Source organism: Leifsonia sp. NPDC056824, assembly GCF_042789575.1.
Lineage (GTDB): Bacteria > Actinomycetota > Actinomycetes > Actinomycetales > Microbacteriaceae > Leifsonia.
Genome location: NZ_JBHUAV010000002.1, coordinates 253890 through 273190 on the forward strand (window position 1 = coordinate 253890; position 19301 = coordinate 273190).

17 protein-coding genes are annotated in these 19301 nt (G+C 69.2%); 11 read left to right on the top strand and 6 right to left on the bottom strand.

From position 1 onward, the window contains the following. Positions 1 to 207: 207 nt before the first annotated feature. The 4 genes from ACFRFH_RS10570 to ACFRFH_RS10585 are packed head-to-tail and all read left to right on the top strand — an operon-like array spanning position 208 to position 4336. Positions 208 to 1392: a PotD/PotF family extracellular solute-binding protein gene (locus tag ACFRFH_RS10570; RefSeq protein WP_382463395.1), complete on the top strand. Its 1185-nt coding sequence runs from the start codon at positions 208 to 210 to the stop codon at positions 1390 to 1392. Next, the gene (locus ACFRFH_RS10575) at positions 1392 to 2591 is read left to right on the top strand and encodes an ABC transporter ATP-binding protein (protein WP_382462968.1); all 1200 of its coding nucleotides are present in this window, start codon (positions 1392 to 1394) and stop codon (positions 2589 to 2591) included. Before ACFRFH_RS10570 ends, ACFRFH_RS10575 begins: the two co-directional genes overlap by 1 nt. Further along, entirely contained in the window at positions 2592 to 3512 is a 921-nt protein-coding gene (locus ACFRFH_RS10580; protein ID WP_382462969.1) for an ABC transporter permease, read from the top strand. Continuing rightward, complete coding sequence (locus ACFRFH_RS10585) at positions 3509 to 4336, top strand: ABC transporter permease (protein ID WP_382462970.1); 828 nt, start codon at positions 3509 to 3511, stop codon at positions 4334 to 4336. Before ACFRFH_RS10580 ends, ACFRFH_RS10585 begins: the two co-directional genes overlap by 4 nt. A gap of 116 nt (positions 4337 to 4452) precedes the next feature. On the opposite strand, the gene ACFRFH_RS10590 is transcribed toward ACFRFH_RS10585, so the two are convergent. Then, positions 4453 to 5451 carry an asparaginase gene (locus ACFRFH_RS10590; RefSeq protein WP_382462971.1) on the bottom strand — a complete coding sequence of 333 codons (999 nt, stop codon included), beginning with the start codon at positions 5449 to 5451 and terminating at the stop codon, positions 4453 to 4455. Then, positions 5448 to 6803, bottom strand: coding sequence for a 4-aminobutyrate--2-oxoglutarate transaminase (gabT, locus tag ACFRFH_RS10595; RefSeq protein WP_382462972.1), 1356 nt, complete (start codon positions 6801 to 6803; stop codon positions 5448 to 5450). The genes ACFRFH_RS10590 and gabT overlap by 4 nt, the downstream gene beginning before the upstream one ends. Before the next feature lie 37 nt (positions 6804 to 6840). On the opposite strand from gabT, the gene ACFRFH_RS10600 reads away from it, so the two are divergent. Beyond that, a complete protein-coding gene (locus ACFRFH_RS10600; protein WP_382462973.1) occupies positions 6841 to 7314 on the top strand; it encodes an OsmC family protein in 474 nt (157 codons plus the stop codon). A gap of 302 nt (positions 7315 to 7616) precedes the next feature. Here the strand turns inward: ACFRFH_RS10600 and ACFRFH_RS10605 are convergent, their stop codons facing one another. Genes ACFRFH_RS10605 through ACFRFH_RS10615 form a run of 3 tightly spaced genes read right to left on the bottom strand, consistent with a single transcriptional unit; the run spans position 7617 to position 10737 of the window. Then, entirely contained in the window at positions 7617 to 8387 is a 771-nt protein-coding gene (locus ACFRFH_RS10605; protein ID WP_382462974.1) for a lysophospholipid acyltransferase family protein, read from the bottom strand. Between the two features lie 47 nt (positions 8388 to 8434). Then, positions 8435 to 9370, bottom strand: coding sequence for a hypothetical protein (locus ACFRFH_RS10610; protein ID WP_382462975.1), 936 nt, complete (start codon positions 9368 to 9370; stop codon positions 8435 to 8437). Positions 9371 to 9390: 20 nt separating this feature from the next. Then, positions 9391 to 10737, bottom strand: a complete 1347-nt coding sequence (locus tag ACFRFH_RS10615; protein WP_382462976.1) for an aminotransferase class III-fold pyridoxal phosphate-dependent enzyme — start codon at positions 10735 to 10737, stop codon at positions 9391 to 9393. A 200-nt stretch (positions 10738 to 10937) separates the two neighbouring features. On the opposite strand from ACFRFH_RS10615, the gene ACFRFH_RS10620 reads away from it, so the two are divergent. The 6 genes from ACFRFH_RS10620 to ACFRFH_RS10645 all read left to right on the top strand — a co-directional run bounded on the left by ACFRFH_RS10620 (position 10938) and on the right by ACFRFH_RS10645 (position 18176). Continuing rightward, positions 10938 to 11780: an FKBP-type peptidyl-prolyl cis-trans isomerase gene (locus ACFRFH_RS10620; RefSeq protein ID WP_382462977.1), complete on the top strand. Its 843-nt coding sequence runs from the start codon at positions 10938 to 10940 to the stop codon at positions 11778 to 11780. Next, positions 11780 to 12865, top strand: a complete 1086-nt coding sequence (locus ACFRFH_RS10625) for a 1-deoxy-D-xylulose-5-phosphate reductoisomerase (RefSeq protein WP_382462978.1) — start codon at positions 11780 to 11782, stop codon at positions 12863 to 12865. The genes ACFRFH_RS10620 and ACFRFH_RS10625 overlap by 1 nt, the downstream gene beginning before the upstream one ends. 320 nt (positions 12866 to 13185) lie before the next feature. Continuing rightward, on the top strand, positions 13186 to 13620 hold the full coding sequence (locus ACFRFH_RS10630; protein WP_382462979.1) for a hypothetical protein: 435 nt from the start codon (positions 13186 to 13188) through the stop codon (positions 13618 to 13620). Between the two features lie 189 nt (positions 13621 to 13809). Beyond that, positions 13810 to 15141: a M50 family metallopeptidase gene (locus tag ACFRFH_RS10635; protein WP_382462980.1), complete on the top strand. Its 1332-nt coding sequence runs from the start codon at positions 13810 to 13812 to the stop codon at positions 15139 to 15141. An 86-nt stretch (positions 15142 to 15227) separates the two neighbouring features. Then, positions 15228 to 16364, top strand: coding sequence for a flavodoxin-dependent (E)-4-hydroxy-3-methylbut-2-enyl-diphosphate synthase (gene ispG / locus ACFRFH_RS10640; protein WP_382463396.1), 1137 nt, complete (start codon positions 15228 to 15230; stop codon positions 16362 to 16364). Positions 16365 to 16409: 45 nt separating this feature from the next. Next, positions 16410 to 18176 (top strand): proline--tRNA ligase, encoded by a 1767-nt coding sequence (locus tag ACFRFH_RS10645; protein WP_382462981.1) that lies wholly within the window; start codon positions 16410 to 16412, stop codon positions 18174 to 18176. A gap of 35 nt (positions 18177 to 18211) precedes the next feature. On the opposite strand, the gene ACFRFH_RS10650 is transcribed toward ACFRFH_RS10645, so the two are convergent. After that, entirely contained in the window at positions 18212 to 19285 is a 1074-nt protein-coding gene (locus ACFRFH_RS10650) for an aromatic acid exporter family protein (protein WP_382462982.1), read from the bottom strand. Positions 19286 to 19301: the final 16 nt, after the last annotated feature.

Sequence of the window (19301 nt, forward strand, 5' to 3'; positions counted from 1 at the left end):
CGGACGAAATGGAACGGATTTCGTGACGATCATGTTTCCAAATGGACGATTCGCCCGCTGAAGGGTGCGAATCGCACCGGTCCTATGCCAGGATCGACCCACCGCGGCGGCACGAAGACGTGCTTTCGGCGGAAAGCCCTCCAGGCGAACACCAGATAGACCCGAAGGAGCTCCGCAGTGAATTCAAGGCCTCTCCCTGACGATCCGATGATCCGCCGGCTGGTCCAGTCGGCCCGTGCCTCCCAGCTCACCCGCCGCGGTCTGCTGGCCGGCGCGACGGCCGGCGCCGCAGCGCTCGCGCTGGCCGCCTGCTCGACGGGCGGCGCGTCGGGCAAGCCGACGCCGGCGAAGGACCAGTCCTCCACCGACAAGACGCTCACCTGGGCCAACTGGCAGGCGTACCTCGACCAGGACAAGGACGGGAAGTACCCGACGCTGCAAGCGTTCCAGAAGCAGGCCGGGATGTCGGTCAAGTACGACGTCGCTGTCGACGACAACAACACGTACTACGCCAAGGTGAAGGACCAGCTCGCCCTCGGCAAGGACATCGGCGCCGACACGGTCTGTCTCACGGACTGGATGATCGCGCGCTGGATCCGGCTCGGCTACGTGCAGAGCTTCGACGCGTCGGCCATCCCGAACAAGAAGAACCTCACCGAGAACCTGGTGGACGTCGACTTCGACCCCGGCCGCACCAAGTCGCTCCCCTGGCAGAGCGGCTTCGCCGGCATCTGCTGGAACAAGTCGAAGCTCCCGAACGGCCTGAAGTCCATCGACGACCTGTGGAAGCCCGACCTCAAGGGCAAGGTCGGCGTGCTCAGCGAGATGCGCGACACGATGGGCCTGCTACTGCTGCAACAGGGCGTCGACATCTCCAAGCACTTCAGCGACGACGACTACAACAAGGCCATCGACACGCTGACCAAGGAGGTCAGCGACGGCCAGATCCGCAACATCAAGGGCAACTCCTACCTCAACGACCTGAAGTCCGGCGACACCCTCGCCGCGATCTGCTGGTCCGGCGACATCACCCAGCTCAACGCCGAGGCCGGCGACAACTGGCAGTTCGCCATCCCGGAGGCCGGCGGCACCCTGTGGAGCGACAACTTCGTCATCCCGATCGGCTCGCCGCGCAAGGCCAACGCCCAGAAGCTGATCGACTTCTACTACGAGCCGGAGGTCGCCGCCGAGGTCGCCGCGTGGGTGAACTACATCACGCCGGTGCAGGGCGCCAAGGAGGCCGCGGTGAAGATCGACCCCACGCTGGCGGAGAACCAGCTGATCTTCCCGGACAGCGACACCCTGTCGAAGGTGAAGATCTTCCGCACCCTCACGCCCGCGGAGGAGCAGAAGTACCAGACGGCGTTCCAGAAAGTGATCCTGGGGGCCTGATGCCGAAAGGAGTCTTCGCCGAGTCCGGCGCCGACCTGCAGCTCGTCGGCATCACCAAACGGTTCCCCGGCTTCACCGCCATCGAGAGCCTCGACCTGACCATCCCGGCCGGGTCGTTCTTCGCCCTGCTCGGCCCGAGCGGCTGCGGCAAGACGACGACGCTGCGGCTGGTCGCCGGGCTCGAGGAGCCGACGGCGGGCCGCATCCTCATCGGCGGGAAGGACGTCACCAGCACCAAGCCGTTCCAGCGGCCGGTGAACACGGTGTTCCAGAGCTACGCGCTCTTCCCGCACATGACGATCCTGGAGAACGTCGCCTTCGGCCTGCGCCGCCGCCGCATCGGCGACCCGGTCGCCAAGGCGCACGAGGCGCTGCGGCTGGTCGAGCTCGACCACCTCGCCGCGCGGCGCCCGTCCCAGCTCTCCGGCGGCCAGCAGCAGCGCGTGGCGCTCGCCCGCGCGGTCGTGAACCGGCCGGCGCTGCTGCTGCTCGACGAGCCGCTCGGCGCGCTGGACCTCAAGCTCCGCCGCCAGATGCAGCTGGAGCTGAAGTCCATCCAGACCGAGGTCGGCCTCACCTTCGTGCACGTCACGCACGACCAGGAGGAGGCCATGACCATGGCCGACACGGTCGCGGTGATGAACAAGGGCCGCATCGAGCAGATGGGCGCGCCCGAGCTCCTCTACGAGCTGCCCTCGACCGTGTTCGTGGCGAACTTCCTCGGCCAGTCGAACCTGTTCGCCGGTCCCGTGCTCGACAGCGCGGGCGACACGCTCGGCGTGGAGGTCGCGGGCCACCGCATCCAGGTGCCGCGGTCGCGCGCCCAGCGCAGCTCGGGGACGGTCACCGTGGGCGTGCGCCCGGAGAAGCTGACGCTGCACGCGGGGGAGCACACCATCCCGTCCGGCGCGAACCGGCTCGGCCCCGGCCGGGTCATCGACGTCTCGTTCAGCGGTGTGAGCACGCAGTACCTCGTGGACCTGCCCGGCCTCGGCACGGTGGTCGTCTTCGCACAGAACCTCGCGAGCGGACCGGCCGCCGGCTTCGGCGACCAGGTCTGGGTGTCGTGGGAGGCCTCCCACACGTTCGTGCTGGCCGACGAGCCGCCGGCCGACGGGAAGTTCGCCCACGACACGGACACGCAGGCGGTGGCGGCGCAGGCGAAGGAGCGGCTGCTCACCGAGCTGGAGGAGGCGTAGATGGCCATCGCCGCCTTCACCGGGCCTCCCGCCACCCAGGATCAGGAGCCCGCGGCGCGGCGCAAGTCCGGGATCGCGCTGATCCTGTTGCTGCCTGGCGTGCTGTACCTGGTGCTGTTCTTCCTGACCCCGCTGGTCTCGCTCATCATCACGTCCTTCCAGGCGCCGGCGCCGGAGGGCGACATCGGGCAGTACGTCACGGCGTTCCAGTGGCAGAACTACACCGACGCGATCGCGGAGTACTGGCCGCAGATCCTGCGCTCGTTCGGCTACGCGCTCATCGCCACGGCCGCGGCGCTCGTGATCAGCTATCCGCTGGCGTACTTCATCGGCGTGAAGATGCGGTCCAAGCCGGTGCTGCAGAACCTGCTGATGACGCTGGTGATCGCGCCGTTCTTCATCAGCTTCCTGCTGCGGACGCTGGCCTGGAAGTCGATCCTGAGCGACGACGGCTGGGTGGCGAGCTCGCTGAAGGCTCTCAGCGTCCTCCCGCCGGACGCCCACATCACGGGCACGCCGTTCTCGGTGATCTTCGGTCTGACGTACAACTTCATCCCGTTCATGACGCTGCCGCTGTACTCGACGCTGGAGCGGCTGGACACCCGGCTGCTGGAGGCCGGGCGCGACCTCTACGCGAGCAACTGGATGACGTTCCGCAAGATCACCATCCCGCTGTCGCTGCCCGGCATCGTCTCCGGGACGCTGCTGACGTTCATCCCGGCCGCGGGCGACTACATCAACGCGTCGCAGGACTTCCTCGGCGCCGCCGACACCTCGATGATGGGCAACGTCATCGAGAGCAACTTCCTGGTGCTGCAGAACTATCCGGCGGCGGCCGCTATGTCGGTCATCCTGATGGCCGTCATCCTGGTGATCGTCGGGTTCTACGTGCGGCGGAGCGGGACGGAGGACCTGCTGTGACGACGACGACCACGCCTCGGCGGCGCTTCCGGTTCCAGGGCCTCGGGCTCGGCGTCTACGCCTTCCTGGCGCTGGCGTTCCTGCTCATCCCGATCGTCTACACGTTCGTGTTCTCGTTCAACGACGCGATCAAGAACAACATCGCCTGGCGCGGCTTCACCCTCCGCAACTGGACGAACGTCTGCGACGCCGCCGGCATCTGCGACGCGTTCACCGCGTCGATCATCATCGGCATCGTCTCGACGGTGATCGCGACGGTGCTCGGCACCATGATCGCGATCGCGCTGATGCGCTACCGGTTCCGGTTCCGGTCGCAGACCAGCCTGCTGCTGTTCCTGCCGATGGCGAGCCCGGAGGTCGTGCTCGGTGCGGGCCTGGCGGCGCAGTTCCTGAGCCTCGGCGTGAACAAAGGCTTCGGGACGATCATCATCGCGCACGTCATGTTCTGCATCAGCTTCGTCGTGGTGACGGTGAAGGCGCGCGTCGCCTCGCTCGACCCGGCGCTGGAGGAGGCGGGACGCGACCTGTACGGCTCGCCGAACGCGGTGTTCTGGCGGATCACGTTCCCGCTGCTGCTGCCGGGCATCCTGTCGGCCGCGCTGCTGTCGTTCTCGCTGAGCTTCGACGACTTCATCATCACGAACTTCAACGCCGGGGCGGTGACGACGTTCCCGATGTACATCTACATCGCTGCGTCGCGCGGCATCCCGGCCCAGGCGAACGTGATCGCGTCGGCGGTGTTCATCCTGACGATCCTGGTCGTCCTGATCTCGCAGCTCACCGCCGCCGCCCGCGCGAAGCGCCTCGCCCGCGCCACCCAGTAACCCCGCGCCCACACTCCACCCACACCCTCCCCGCATCCGCCGAGGGGCACGTAGTTGTCACTTTTCGAGCCCGAAAGTGACAACAAAGTGCCCCTCGGCGGGGGAGGGTCGAGGGGTTAGTGCGTGTACGAGGCCCGGATCGTGCCGACGGGGACGCCGTTGCCGAGGACCGCGAGGTCCAGCTTCGGCGCGACGGCGTCGACCGCGGCGCGCTCGATCGCGCCGGTGTCGGCCAGCAGCGACAGCGCGACGATGGAGGCCGCGCGCCGGCTGCCGTCGAGCACCTTCAGGCTGACGGTCGTGCCGTCCGGCGCCGCCATCACCATGACGCCCTCGGCGCCGAGCTTGGCGAAGACCCCGAGCTCATCGATCACGACGGTGTTGGCCCGGCCCGGGCCGTCGATGGCCCAGCCGTTGGCGAGCACCGCAGTGCGCAGCACGGCCGCGTTGCGGAAGAGCGCGAACGGGGAGCCCTCCGACGCCGTGCCGATCCGCTGGATGCCCCGCGCGAGCGCCAGCAGCGACATGGCGTGCACGGGCGCGCCGCAGCCGTCGATCCCGGTCGCGACGACCTTCTCGCCGGTCAGCCGCTCGGTCGTGTCGCGGATGTGCTGCTGCAGCGGGTGCTGCTGGCTGAGGTAGCTCTCCAGCGGCCACTGGTTCACCCGGCAGGCCAGCAGCATCGCGGCGTGTTTGCCCGAGCAGTTCATGAACACCGGGCTGCGCTGGGCGCCGTCGCGGATGGCGTTCTCCCGCGCCGCGCCGTCCAGCGGCCAGTCGGCGGGGCAGTGCAGGGCGTCCTCGGTGAGCTGGGCCTGCGCGAGCAGCCCGCGGACCACCGAGATGTGCGCGGGTGTGCCCGCGTGGCTCGCGGTCGCCAGCACGGCGCCTGCGCCCTCCAGTGCGACGCCCGCGCCCATCACGGCCACTGCCTGGAAGGGCTTGAGCGACGACCGCGGGAACACGGGCTTCTCCGGCGCGCCGAGGGACAAGACGACGTCGCCGTCCGGCCCGAGCACGACGGCCGAGCCCGCGTGGCGGGACTCGACGAACCCGCTGCGCTCGACGACCGCGAGCTCCGCCGCCTCAGCGGTTCCGAAGACCTCCGGTGTCACAGCGCGGCGAAGGCGTCGTCGAGGACGGACAGGGCGTCCGCGATGAGCGCGTCGCTCACGGCGAGGCTCGGCAGGAAGCGGAGCACGTTGCCGAAGGTGCCGGCGTTGAGGAACAGGATGCCGCGCTGCGCCGCGTAGGCGATGATCGCGCTCACGGCCTCCGGGTTCGGGACCTTGGTGGTCTCGCCGGTGCCCGGCTGGACCAGCTCGATCGCGACCATCGCGCCGATGCCGCGCACGTCGCCGATGATGTCGTACTTCTGCTGCAGCTTCTCCAGAGCCGGCTTGAGCGCCTTCTCGATGCGCGCGCCGTGGGCGAGGAGGTCGCCCTTCTCGATCTGCTCGAACACCGCGATCGCGGCCGCCGCGGCGACCGGGTTGCCGCCGAAGGTGCCGCCGAGGCCGCCGGGCTGGGCGGAGTCCATGATCTCGGCGCGGCCGGTGACCGCCGCCAGCGGGAGGCCGCCCGCGATGCCCTTGGCGCTCAGCACCAGGTCGGGCACGAGGCCGAAGTGCTCGCTGGCGAAGAACGCTCCCGTGCGGGCCATCCCGCTCTGGATCTCGTCGGCGATGAAGACGACGCCGTTGGCCGTGCACCACTCCTGCAGCGCCGTGAGGTAGCCCTCGGCCGGGACGACGAAGCCGCCCTCGCCCTGGATCGGCTCGACGACGAGGCAGGCCAAGTCGGTCGCGCCGACGACCTTCTCGAGGTAGGCGATGGTACGCGCGGCCGCCTCGGCGCCGCTGAGTCCGTCGCGGTACGGGTAGGAGTTGGGCGCGTGGTAGACGTCGCCGGCGAACGGGCCGAAGCCGGTCGCGTACGGCATGGCCTTGTAGTTCATGGCCATCGTGAGGTTGGTGCGGCCGTGATACGCGTGGTCGAGGACGGCGACGGCGCGGCGGCCGGTGTGCTTGCGGGCGATCTTGACGCCGTTCTCGACGGCCTCCGCGCCGGAGTTGACCAGCACGGTCTTCTTGGCGTGGTCGCCCGGCGTGTGCGCGGCGAGCAGCTCCGCGACGCGCACGTACTCCTCGTACGGGGTGATGGTGAAGAGCGTGTGGATGACGTCCTGGAGCTGCTCGGCGGCGGCCGCGACGACCGCGGTCTCGGTGTGGCCGATCGTGGTCACGCCGATGCCGGCGCCGAAGTCGACGAACTGGTTGCCGTCGACGTCGACCAGGATGGCGCCGTTCGCGCGGGCGATGTACACGGGCAGGGCCGACGACACGCCGGTGGGCACCACGGCGAGGCGGCGCTGATGCAGCTCCTGAGACTTCGGGCCGGGGACGGCGGTGACGATGCGGCGTTCTTGCTCCACGGTGAACGTGGGCGTGCTCAGGGTGTCAGTCATGATCTGGCCAGTTTAGCCGGGGTGCGAGAATCGAACCATGAAGCTCGAGCACCGCTATGCGATCGACCTGCAGTGGACCGGAAACCGGGGAGAGGGGACCAGCGACTACAAGGCCTACGGACGCGACCACACGGTCAGCACCGAGGGCAAGCACCCCATCGAGGGTTCGGCCGACCGCACGTTCTTCGGCGACAGGGACCGGTGGAACCCGGAGGAACTGCTGCTCGCCGCGCTCAGCCAGTGCCACATGCTCAGCTACCTGGCCGAGGCCGCGCGCGCGGGCGTCGTCGTCGTGGGCTACACCGACGCCGCGACCGGCGTCATGGAGCAGACGGGCAACGGCGGAGGCCACTTCACGAGCGCGATGCTGCGCCCGAAGGTGACGATCGCCGACCCCGCGCAGGCCGAGCTGGCGGCCTCCCTCCACGCCCCGGCGGCGGCCAAGTGCTTCATCGCCGCAAGCGTCAACTTCCCCGTCGGCCACGCCCCCGAGCTCCTGACCCTCGCCTGAGCGCCGCGACATTCGTGCCGAATGTCGCGAAAGCGCGCCGCTTTTGCCACATTCCTCACGAATCACGACACCACCCCGCCGCGACATTCGTGCCGAATGTCGCGAAAGCGCGCCCCTTTCGCCACATTCCTCACGAATCGCGGCACCGCCGCACCGCGACATTCGGCACGAATCGCGACACCACTGCGGCGCGACATTCGTGCCGAATGTCGTGATTGCCCACCGCTTTCGCGACATTCCGCACGAATCGCGACACCGCGGCGGCGCGACATTCGGCACGAATGTCGCGGAGGCGGGAGGCGCTAGAGGCGCTCGGGGCGGAGGGCGCGCTTGACGCGCTCGACGGTGTTCGCGGGCGGCGACTCGTTGTAGGTGCCGGCGAGCTCCTGGCCGGTGAGGCCGTGGATGGCCGCCATGATCTCGTCGGTCGCCTGGCGCCGGGCGCGGCCGGACTCCGCCGGGCCGTAGTGTGCGACGTCGATCGGCTCGCCGAAGGCGATGGTGATGCGGCGCACGCGCGGGAACTTCGCGCCGACCGGCTGGACCTCGTTCGTGCCGATCAGGCCCACCGGGACGACCTTGGCGCCCGTCGTCAGCGCCAGCCAGCCGATGCCGGTGCGTCCCTTGTAGAGACGGCCGTCGAGCGAGCGGGTGCCCTCCGGATAGAGCGCGAACGCGGCGCCGGTGTCGATGATCCGGCGGGACTGCTCCAGGGCCTCCTGGGCGGCCTGCCCGGCCCCGCGCTTGACGCCGACCGCGCCGATCGCGGTGAAGAACGAGCGCGAGACCGCACCCTTGAACCCGGTCCCCTCGAAGTAGTGCGACTTGGCGAGGAACTGCACTCGGCGCGGCGAGATCATCGGGATGACCAGCGAGTCGATGAACGACAGGTGGTTGCTGGCCAGGATGAGCTTGCCGTGGCGCGGCACGTTGCGGGCGCCGATGATGTGCGGCCGGTAGATGAGGCGCAGCAGCGGCGCGACCACGCGTCGGCCGATGAAGTAGGTCAGCCCAGGGCGCGGGAGGACCTCGGCCTCCGCCTCGTGCCCGTCGTCGGGTGCTGTCTGACTCACAGAACGAGGGTAGTCCCGTTTGTATGCTCCGGCCGGCATGCGTTTCCTCACTCGCCGAACGGCAGGAGCGGCGCGCAGCCCCAGCCTCCCGCGTAGATCAGGCAAGGGAGTTGGAGCCCCGGGTACCGCACGTTCCGCGGATCGCCGAACCAGCTCGTGTAGAGCCGCGAGAAGTTGAGGTTGCCGAAGGCGGAGCACTTGTCGCCAGGGCCGGTCGGTTGGGCGACCGTCGTCTTGTCCGGCTGGTACGGCGTGTAGTTGTAGAGGTTCGCCGTCGCCTGGTTGACCACCCGGACCGTGCTGGCACCGCAGGTGGCGTCCGGGTGGTACTGGATGCGGTTCGCGCCGACCTTGTAGCGCCAGTCGGCCGGGTGCGCGGTGTACTCCCGGAACTGCCAGGCCGCACGGTAGACCTGGTTGAAGAAGCCGAAGTAGCGGGTGTCGCACGCGGCGGTGTCCGGGCACGCGTACCCGGTGGCCTTCTGGTAGCCGGTCGCGCTCGGCGTGGTGAGCAGCGACTGCTCCTTCTGCAGCAGCACCAGGAGCACCCGCGGGCTGATCGTGCACGCCTGCGCGATGCGCACGATGATGCTGCTGGCCCGCTCGCCCTTTCGCGCGGGGATGGCGGCGCAGCGCTCATCGGAGGCCGGGGTGCGCGGCACGTCCATGCGGAAGTCCGCCAGGCAGGGGGAGGTGTCCTTGGGGGTGCAGGCGCGGGTGTCCAGGAAGTGCTGCACCTGGGCGGCCGTCATCGCGTACGGGTTGTAGAAGCTGTCGTCGCTGATGATGTCGCCCGGATCGAACGGCCGCGCGGGTTTCGCCGCGAGAGCCGCCGCTGCTTTCGGAGCGACCGCCGCCGTGGCCCCCTCCGTCTGCGCGCCGCCGACCGCGGGCAGCGCCGCGAGGACCGCCGCGGTCACGAGGACCGCGGCGGCGAGCCGCCGCAGAGGCGGGCGCAGCGGCGAGCGGAGGGGCAGGCGCATGGGCTGGCGTCTCGGGTCGGTCAGCCGAGCCGGCCGAGCGCCTCTTCGATCACGGTGGCGGCGTCGTCGATCAGCTCCTCGCTGATGACGACCGACGGCAGCAGCCGAAGGACGCTGTCCCAGCTCCCGGCGTCGAGCGGGATGACGCCGTTGGCGGTCGCGTGCGCGAGCACGGCCTTCAGCGCCTCCGGGTTGGGCTTCTTCGTGCCGGGCACGACCAGCTCGATGCCGAACATCGCGCCCACGCCGCGCACCTCACCGACGACGGGGAAGCGCTCGGCCCAGTCGCCGATCCGCGCCCACAGCGCCGCCTCGACGCGCTTCGCCTCGGCGAGCAGGTCCTCCTGCTCGAACGCCTCGAACACCGCGAGCGCCGCGGCCGTGGAGACCGGGTTGCCGCCGAACGTGCCGCCGATGCCGCCGGGCTGGACCGCGTCCATGATCTCGGCGCGGCCGGTCACCGCCGCGAGCGGGAAGCCGCCGGCGATGCCCTTGGCGGACGTGATGAGGTCGGGGACGACGCCGTGGTGCTCGATCGAGTACCAGGTGCCGGTACGGCCGATGCCGGCCTGGATCTCGTCCGCGACGAACACGATGCCGTTCTCGGTGCAGTACTCGGACAGGCGCTTGAAGTAGCCGGGCGCCGGGATGATGACGCCGCCGTCGCCCTGGACCGGCTCCACGAACAGCGCCGCGAGCTCCGTGGCGCCGATGTGCGTCTCGATGTAGTCGATGGTGCGCTCCGCGGCCTCCTCGCCCGTCATCCCCTCCGGGTCGCGGAACGGGTAGCTGATCGGGAGGCTGTAGATCTCGCCGGGGAACGGGCCCATGCCCGCGCGCTCCGGCCAGGGGCGGTAGGTCATCGCCATCGTCAGGTTGGTGCGGCCGTGGAACGCGTGGTCGAGCGTCGCGATCGCCCGGCGCCCCGTGAACTTGCGCGCGATCTTGACCGCGTTCTCCACCGCCTCCGCGCCGGAGTTGACCAGGATGCTGTGCTTCTCGAAGTCGCCCGGCGTGATCTCGGCCAGCTTCTCGGCGACGCGCACGTAGTTCTCATAGGGCGTGACCGTGAAGAGCGTGTGCGTCAGCTTCGCGGCCTGCTCGGCGGCGGCCGCGGCGACGGCGGGGTGCGCGTGGCCGATGGTGGTCACGCCGATGCCGCAGCCCAGGTCGATCAGGCGGTTGCCGTCGACGTCGACCAGGATCGCTCCGGAGCCGGACTCCATGTAGATGTTCGCAAGCGTCCCCGCGCCCCGGCTGACCGACGCGACACGCCGCTGCTGCAGCTCCACCGAGCGCGGGCCCGGGAGCTCGGTGACGACGTGGCGGGACTGGGGGACGGAGAAGTCGCGGGTCATGACCTCCATCGTATGGGCGTTGTTCAGGTGTCCGTTCAGCGGGGACAGAGGTGGATGGGGCAGACTGGCTCCTCGTGCGCAGATCCCTTTCCGTCCTCACAGCCGCCCTCGTCGTCGCCGGCCTCGCCGCCTGCAGTTCCTCGTCGCCCAGCCCATCGGCGTCCAGCACCGCTGCGGCCGCGACCTGTCAGAACGTGAAGTCGGGGTCTGTGTCCGACTCCGTCAAGGTCTCCGGCGAGTTCCACCAGACGCCCACGGTAACCTTCGCGACGCCGCTCAAGGTGAAGGATCTCGAGCGCACCGTCGTCACGAAGGGCACCGGTAAGAAGGTCAATGCGGGGGCGACGGCCGGACTGGCCCTTGCCGCGTACGACGGCACGACGGGCAAAGAGCTCGCGGCGCCTGAGGGCTTCGGCACCGCGAAGGTGGTCGACGCGCCGGTCGACGACACGAAGTGGCTTCCCGGTTTCGTCCGCGGCGTCGAGTGCTTGAACGTCGGTTCCAGGGTCGTCGTGACCGCGACGGCCTCCGAGGCATTCGGCCAGGCCTATTCGCAGCTGGGCCTCAAGCAGGACGCCCCCGTCGTCCTGCTTGCGGACATCGTCAACATCGCGCCCAAGCTGCCGACCAAGGCGAACGGAACACCCGTTCCTCCCACCTCGGGCTTCCCGACAGTGAAACTCAGCAAGACCGGTGAGCCGACCATCACCATCCCGAAGGCCGCCCCGCCGACGGAGACGCTGATCGCCGAGCTCAAGAAGGGCTCGGGCGAGACCGTTCTGCCGGGCGACACGGTCACGGTGCAGTACAAGGGCGTGCTCTGGCGGAACGGCCAGATGTTCGACTCCAGCTGGAGCCGGGGCCAGACGGCGTCGTTCCAGACGACCCAGGTCGTGAAGGGCTTCCAGAAGGCTCTCGAGGGTCAGACTGTCGGCTCCCAGGTGATCGCGATCGTTCCGCCCGCTGACGGCTATGGAGCTGCGGGCCAGGGCGCCATCAAGGGCACCGATACGATGGTCTTCGTGGTCGACATCCTGGGAACCAGCCGCTGATGCCCGCGCGCCGCGTCGTCATCCTCGGGTCCACGGGCTCGATCGGCACGCAGGCGCTCGACGTCATCGCGGCGAACCCCGACCGGTTCGACGTCGTCGGGCTGACCGCCGGGCGCAACGCGGACCTCCTCGCCGAGCAGGCGGAGCGGTTCGGGGTACGCGACACGGCGCTCGGCGCGGACGACGCGGTGCGGCTCCTGCACTCCGTGCAGGCCGACGTGGTGCTCAACGGCATCACCGGCTCGGTCGGGCTCGGTCCGACGCTCGCCGCCCTGGAGACCGGGGCCATGCTGGCGCTCGCCAACAAGGAGTCGCTGATCGTCGGCGGCGCGCTGGTCAAGCAGGCGGCGGCGCCCGGCCAGCTCGTCCCGGTCGACTCCGAGCACTCGGCGCTCGCCCAGGCGCTGCGCTCCGGAACGGCCGGGGAGGTTCGGCGGCTGGTGCTGACGGCGTCGGGCGGCCCCTTCCGCGGCCGGTCCCGCGACTCCCTGCGCGACGTCACGCCCGCCGAGGCGCTCGCGCACCCGACCTGGGACATGGGACTCGTCGTCACGACCAACTCCGCCACCCTGGTCAACAAGGGCCTGGAGGTCATCGAGGCGCACCTGCTCTTCGACGTGCCGTACGAGCGGATCGACGTCACGGTGCACCCGCAGTCCGTCATCCACTCGATGGTGGAGTTCGTGGACGGCTCGACCATCGCCCAAGCGTCGCCGCCCGACATGCGCCTCCCGATCTCACTCGGTCTCGGCTGGCCCGACCGGGTGCCGGGAGTCGGCGCGCCGCTGGACTGGACGCGGGCGCACACCTGGACGTTCGAGCCGCTGGACGGTGAGGCGTTCCCCGCCGTGGCGCTCGCCAAGCGCGTCGGCGCCGCGGGCGGGACCTACCCTGCGGTGTTCAACGCGGCCAACGAGCAGGCGGTGGCGGCGTTCCACGCGGGCGCGATCGGCTACCTGGACATCGTGGACACGGTCGAGCGCGTCGTGGACGAGCATGAGCCGGCGGGCGAGCTCACTCGCGAGTCCTTGGCTGAGGCAGAGGCCTTGGCGCGAGCCGCGGCCGACGCGCTGATCGCCCGCTGACCTGCGACGCGCGGAGTACTTCTCCGTAGTGGTGGAGCGCCGGTGAGTTCACCGGGATGCGTGAGAGGGCGGTCATACCCGGCGGAGCCTTGGAAGGTATGGCCGGCGACATTCGCCGCACGCTGGGTAAGAACCCGCAGCGTTCTCTCCGTGGTAGCACGGATGCCTCGACATACTCTAGTGGTTAGCGTAATAAATGCCACTGCTAATGGAGTGGCGCGTGGTTCGTTTAATGGAAGCGTGCCCGTTGGTTTTTCGACCGTTCAAGGTGCCGAGCGAAGCTGAGTTCAGCTCCTTGGCTCAACCGAAAAGGGAAACTCATGAAGATCTTCAAGCAACGCGACGGACAGCTAGCCAAGCGTCGTAAGCAGGCCGGGGTCGCAATTGCGGTGTCGATCGCATCCGTCGTCGTCAGCCTGGTCGGCGCCGCGCCGGCGCAAGCGGCGGCGAAGGGGTTCACCATCTACTATTCCCCGAACTGTGCAGGAGCGTCTCGTTACTACCCCGGTATGAACTCAGGCGAGGAGTGGATTAACGACAGATTCAATTCGAGCCCGATCCATCAGGGATATGGGCAGGGCATTCGGCAGAATGCTGCGTCAATCTCTATTCCCTATGGGACTACTGTCTCCATCGCGTTTTACCGCTATGAGAATGGCCACAACTGGAGGTATGCATCATTCGCAGGGGGAGGCTTCTGTGTGAATTTCGATAGTTTCCAAAGGAATGGCAACATGAGTTGGCGCACGTCCTAAGTAGTTTCGACTGTTGGTAGGAATGGGCGGGCACAAGCCCTGCTGGGTCCGGATCTGTCGAGAGTCGTGATCTTCAGGAGTGCTTGTGCCTGCTGTCTTTTAGGTCTCCACGCAGAAGCCGCGCGTTGTGATGCCGAGGGCATAGGAACCGTGCGGCTGGCTCCAAGCGTGCGCGACTAGCCTTGCTCTGTGGATTCCGTGCTGCTGTTCGTCCTGGGCGTCGTCATCATCCTGGTGGGCGTCGCGCTCTCGATCGCGCTGCACGAGATCGGCCACCTGGTGCCGGCGAAGCTGTTCGGCGTCAAGGTCACCCAGTACATGATCGGGTTCGGCCGCACGCTGTTCTCGTTCAAGCGCGGTGAGACCGAGTACGGCCTCAAGGCCATCCCGCTCGGCGGCTACATCTCGATGATCGGGATGTTCCCGCCCGGCAAGGACGGCGGCGCCGGCCGGAACGCGACCACCGGCTTCATGCAGGCGATGGTGCAGGACGCCCGCACCTCCAGCGCGGAGACCGTGGGGGAGGGCGAGGAGGAACGCACCTTCTACCGCCTGCCGGTCTGGAAGCGCATCGTCATCATGTTCGGCGGCCCGTTCATGAACCTGCTGATCGCGGTGGTGCTATTCGGCGTGCTGCTGATGGGGTTCGGGACGGCGCAGGCGTCGACGACAATCGGTTCGGTCAATCAGTGCGTGCTTCCCGCGACGACCACGTCGCAAAAGTGCGGCGCCGACGCGACGCAGACCCCCGCCGCCGCCGCGGGACTGAAGCCCGGCGACACCATCGTCAGCATCGACGGGAAGAAGATCACGTCGTGGGCGCAGTCCACGGCGATCGTCCGGGACTCCGCGGGCGTCCCGCTGACTGTCGTCATCCGGCGCGACGGCCAGGACCAGACGGTCGTGATCACCCCGCTGACGAACGCGGTCGCCAAGCTCGACGCGAACGGGCAGGCCGTCAAGGGGTCGAGCGGAAGCATCGAGACGGTGAAAGCCGGCTTCGTGGGCATCGGAGCCGTGGAGAAGCTGGTTCCTCAGCCCATCACCTCCGTCCTTCCCGCCGTCGGAGCGCAGACCTCCGCGGTCGTCGGCGTCGTCATCCACCTGCCGCAGCGCATGGTCGACGTCTGGAACGCCGCGTTCGGTTCGGCCCCGCGCGACCCGAACGGGCCAGTGAGCCTCGTCGGCGTCGGCAGGGCGGCAGGTGAGCTGACGGCGCTCAACGGCGTTCCCGTGGTCGACAAGGTCTACACCATGATCGCGTTGCTTGCCTCGCTGAACGTCGCGCTCTTCGTCTTCAACCTGATTCCCTTGCTCCCGCTCGATGGCGGCCACATCGCCGGGGCCCTGTGGGAGGGCTTCAGACGGTCGATCGCCAAGCTGTTCGGGCGACGCGATCCTGGACCGGTCGACATCGCGAAGCTCATGCCGCTGACGATGACGGTCGTCGTGCTGGTGGGTGCGATGAGTCTGCTGCTGATGTATGCAGACATCGTCAAGCCGATCAACTTCTTCGGCTGACCCCGGCATACCCGGCGTTCACCCGACGCCCAGCCGCTTCCCACTCGGCCGCGTAGGATTGTCGGGTGGCAGCAATCAACCTGGGGATGCCCAAGGTCCCCGAGACCCTCGCACCTCGTCGCAAGTCCCGTCAGATCCGTGTCGGAAAGGTCCTGGTCGGCGGCGACGCCCCGGTCAGCGTCCAGTCGATGACCACGACGCCGACGACGAACATCAACGCGACCCTCCAGCAGATCGCCGAGCTGACGGCCTCCGGCTGCGACATCGTGCGCGTCGCCGTGCCGAGCCGCGACGACGCCGAGGCGCTGCCGATCATCGCCAAGAAGAGCCAGATCCCGGTCATCGCGGACATCCACTTCCAGCCCAACTACGTCTTCGCGGCGATCGACGCCGGCTGCGCGGCCGTGCGCGTGAACCCCGGTAACATCCGCAAGTTCGACGACCAGGTCGGCAAGATCGCCGCCTACGCGAAGGCCGCGGGCGTCTCGCTGCGCATCGGCGTCAACGCCGGGTCGCTGGAGCCGAGCCTGCTGCAGAAGTACGGCAAGCCGACCGCCGAGGCGCTGGTCGAGAGCGCCGTCTGGGAGGCCAGCCTCTTCGAGGAGCACGACTTTCACGACTTCAAGATCTCGGTCAAGCACAACGACCCGATCGTGATGGTCAAGGCCTACCGCCAGCTTGCCGAGCGGGGCGACTGGCCCCTGCACCTCGGCGTGACGGAGGCCGGCCCGGCGTTCCAGGGCACCATCAAGTCCGCGACCGCGTTCGGCATCCTGCTCTCCGAGGGCATCGGCGACACCATCCGCGTCTCGCTGTCCGCGCCGCCGGCCGAGGAGGTCAAGGTGGGCCTGCAGATCCTGCAGTCGCTCAACCTTCGCGAGCGCAAGCTGGAGATCGTGTCCTGCCCGAGCTGCGGCCGCGCCCAGGTGGACGTCTACACGCTCGCCGACAATGTCACCGAGGGCCTGCAGGGCATGAGCGTCCCGCTGCGCGTCGCGGTCATGGGCTGCGTCGTCAACGGCCCGGGCGAGGCCCGCGAGGCCGACCTCGGCGTCGCCAGCGGCAACGGCAAGGGCCAGATCTTCGTCAAGGGCGAGGTCATCAAGACCGTTCCGGAGGCGGAGATCGTCGCGACCCTGATCGAGGAGGCGAACCGCATCGCCGCCGAGATGGAGGACGCCCAGGTCGCGTCGGGCGAGCCCACCGTCACCGTCGGCCACTAGGGGCTCGCGGCGGGCGCCGCATCACCGCACCACTAACATGGAACGGTGCCTACTCGCCTGACGAACTACTTCCTCCGCACCCTTCGTGAAGACCCCTCCGACGCGGAGGTGACCAGCCACAAGCTCCTCGTGCGCGCCGGCTACATCCGCCGCCAGGCGCCGGGCATCTTCGCGTGGCTGCCGCTGGGACTGCGGGTGAAGGCGCGCATCGAGCAGATCATCCGCGAGGAGATGACCGCCGCGGGCGCCCACGAAGTGCACTTCCCCGCGCTGCTGCCGCGCGAGCCCTACGAGGCCACCGGCCGCTGGGAGGAGTACGGCGAGGGGATCTTCCGGCTCAAGGACCGCAAGGACGCCGACTACCTGCTCGCCCCCACGCACGAGGAGGTCTTCACCCTGCTGGTGAAGGACCTCTACTCCTCGTACAAGGACCTGCCGCTGTCGATCTACCAGATCCAGGACAAGTACCGCGACGAGGCGCGCCCCCGCGCGGGCCTGCTGCGCGGCCGCGAGTTCACGATGAAGGACGCGTACTCGTTCGACTACACGGACGCGGGTCTCGACACCAGCTACATGGCGCAGCGCGACGCCTACGAGCGCATCTTCCGCCGCCTGGGCCTCGACTACGTCATCGTGCAGGCCGACGCCGGCGCGATGGGCGGCTCCCGCAGCGAGGAGTTCCTGCACCCCACCCCGGTCGGCGAGGACACCTTCGTGCGCTCGGACGGCGGCTATGCGGCGAACGTGGAGGCCTTCACCACGCTGGCGCCGCCCACGCGCGGGTACGAGAAGCTGACGCCGCAGGAGGTGCTCGACACCCCGAACACCCCCACCATCCAGACCCTGGTCGACGTCGCGAACGAGAAGCACCCGCGTCCGGACGGCCGCGCCTGGACCGCCGCGGACACCCTCAAGAACGTCGTCCTGGCGCTCATCCACCTCGATGGCACGCGCGAGCTCGTGGTCGTCGGCCTGCCCGGCGACCGGGAGGTCGACCTCAAGCGCGCCGAGGTCGCCTTCGCTCCGGCCGAGATCGAGGCCGCGACCGAGGACGACTTCCGCAAGCACCCCGGGCTCGTGAAGGGCTACATCGGGCCCTGGTCGGCCGAGGGTCCTGTGCTCGGCGAGGAGGCTTCGACCGGCATCCGCTTCGTGGTCGACCCCCGCGTCGTCGACGGCTCCGGCTGGATCACCGGCGCCAACGTCGAGGGCAAGCACGTCTTCGGCCTGGTCGCCGGGCGTGACTTCGCCTGGGACGGCACCGTGGAGGTCGCCGAGGTCAAGCCGGGCGACGCCGCCCCGGACGGCTCCGGCCCCGTCGAGCTCGCGCGCGGCATGGAGATCGGCCACGTCTTCCAGCTCGGCCGCAAGTACGCCGAGGCGCTGGGACTGAAGGTGCTGGACGAGAACGGCAAGCTCGTCACCGTGACCATGGGCTCCTACGGCATCGGCGTCACCCGCATCCTGGCGATCATCGCCGAGGAGAACAACGACGACAAGGGCCTGGTCTGGCCTGCGGCCGTCTCGCCGTTCGACGTGCACGTCGTCGCGGCAGGCCGCGATGCGGTCGCGTTCGAGGTGGCCGAGCAGGCCGCCGCCGAGCTGGAGGCCGCCGGCCTGGAGGTGCTGCTGGACGACCGCCCCAAGGTGTCGCCCGGGGTGAAGTTCGGCGACGCGGAGCTCATCGGCATCCCGCGCGTGCTCGTCGCCGGCCGTGGTGCCGCCGACGGCGAGGTCGAGCTGTGGGACCGCCGCACCGGCGAGCGGTCGACTCTCCCGCTGGCCGAGGCCGTCGCGGCACTGACCGCCTGAGCGAGCTTGACGACGCCGCCTGACCGCACCGCGGTTCAGGCGGCGTCGTCGTCTCCGGTGATCTCGGCGTGGACGCGGCGCAGGTCCTCCATGAGCGAGCCGATCAGCACCCAGTGCCGCGGGTTCGGCGTGCTGATGACGAGCGGCGCCGTGAGCACAGGGATGCCCGCCGTCTCGGTGCTGGGCTCGACAGCGGGGGCGTCGGGGTCGCGCGACAGCAGCCGCAGGTCGTGGGCGGAACGCTCCAGCTCGTCCGCGATGGCGGCGATGGTCGGTTCGTCGGCGAGGCTGTCGTCATAGTGGTCGTGGAACGCCCGGGTCATGCCGAGCGAGCGCGTGATCAGCGGGCGCAGGCGCGCGAAGAGCTGCTGGTCGTGCGCCAGGACGACGCGGTGCTTGGCCTGCCGCGGGTTGAGGGTCAGGCTCTCGTCGGCGGCGGTGAGCGCAGCCTCCGCCTTCTTCTCCATCGGGCGGAGCAGGCGCGCCTCGATCAGGAGGGCGTCCCGCTCGCCGGGAGTCGGCCGACTGGTCAGGGCGACGGCGAGCCGGTCGAGCGTCGACGCGATCTCGCGGCCGAGGTCGAGCACCGCCGTGCGCGCCGGGCCGGTCAGCACAGGCGGGACGATCGCGATGTTCACGATGACGCCGATCGCCGCGCCGAGCACGGTCTCCACGATGCGGGCGACGGCGTACTCGGAGTTCGTGGCGCCGAGCGAGAGCACCAGCATGACGCTGATCGGGATCTGGTTGGCCGTGCCGGGCGTGAGCTTGAACGCCCAGGCGATCACCAGGGACGCGACGATCGCGAGCAGCACGATCCAGGTGTTGTCGCCGAAGACCAGGCCCACCCCGTACGCGATGACCACGCCGAGGATGACCCCGAGGGAGCGCTCGAAGGCGCGGCCGATCGACTGGTTCACGCTCGGCTGCACGACGAGCAGCGCGGCGATCGTCGCGAACACCGGGAGCTCGCCCGGGAAGATCAGCGTCGCCAGACCCCAGGAGATGATCATCGCCGTGGCGGTCTTGGCGACCTGGAGGAACGGGGTGCGCGTGGTCGACCGGATGTTCACGGGGAGGGAGAGCTTGACCGGGGACAGCGAACGCACGACTCCAGCGTAGCCG

What these genes read in the sequence shown, in the direction of transcription:
- ACFRFH_RS10570 (WP_382463395.1), top strand. Translation starts at nt 208, where the DNA reads ATGATCCGCCGGCTGGTCCAGTCGGCCCGTGCCTCCCAGCTCACCCGC.
- ACFRFH_RS10575 (WP_382462968.1), top strand. Translation starts at nt 1,392, where the DNA reads ATGCCGAAAGGAGTCTTCGCCGAGTCCGGCGCCGACCTGCAGCTCGTC.
- ACFRFH_RS10580 (WP_382462969.1), top strand. Translation starts at nt 2,592, where the DNA reads ATGGCCATCGCCGCCTTCACCGGGCCTCCCGCCACCCAGGATCAGGAG.
- gabT (WP_382462972.1), bottom strand. Translation starts at nt 6,803, where the DNA reads ATGACTGACACCCTGAGCACGCCCACGTTCACCGTGGAGCAAGAACGC.
- ACFRFH_RS10600 (WP_382462973.1), top strand. Translation starts at nt 6,841, where the DNA reads ATGAAGCTCGAGCACCGCTATGCGATCGACCTGCAGTGGACCGGAAAC.
- ACFRFH_RS10610 (WP_382462975.1), bottom strand. Translation starts at nt 9,370, where the DNA reads ATGCGCCTGCCCCTCCGCTCGCCGCTGCGCCCGCCTCTGCGGCGGCTC.
- ACFRFH_RS10615 (WP_382462976.1), bottom strand. Translation starts at nt 10,737, where the DNA reads ATGGAGGTCATGACCCGCGACTTCTCCGTCCCCCAGTCCCGCCACGTC.
- ACFRFH_RS10625 (WP_382462978.1), top strand. Translation starts at nt 11,780, where the DNA reads ATGCCCGCGCGCCGCGTCGTCATCCTCGGGTCCACGGGCTCGATCGGC.
- ACFRFH_RS10630 (WP_382462979.1), top strand. Translation starts at nt 13,186, where the DNA reads ATGAAGATCTTCAAGCAACGCGACGGACAGCTAGCCAAGCGTCGTAAG.
- ispG (WP_382463396.1), top strand. Translation starts at nt 15,228, where the DNA reads ATGCCCAAGGTCCCCGAGACCCTCGCACCTCGTCGCAAGTCCCGTCAG.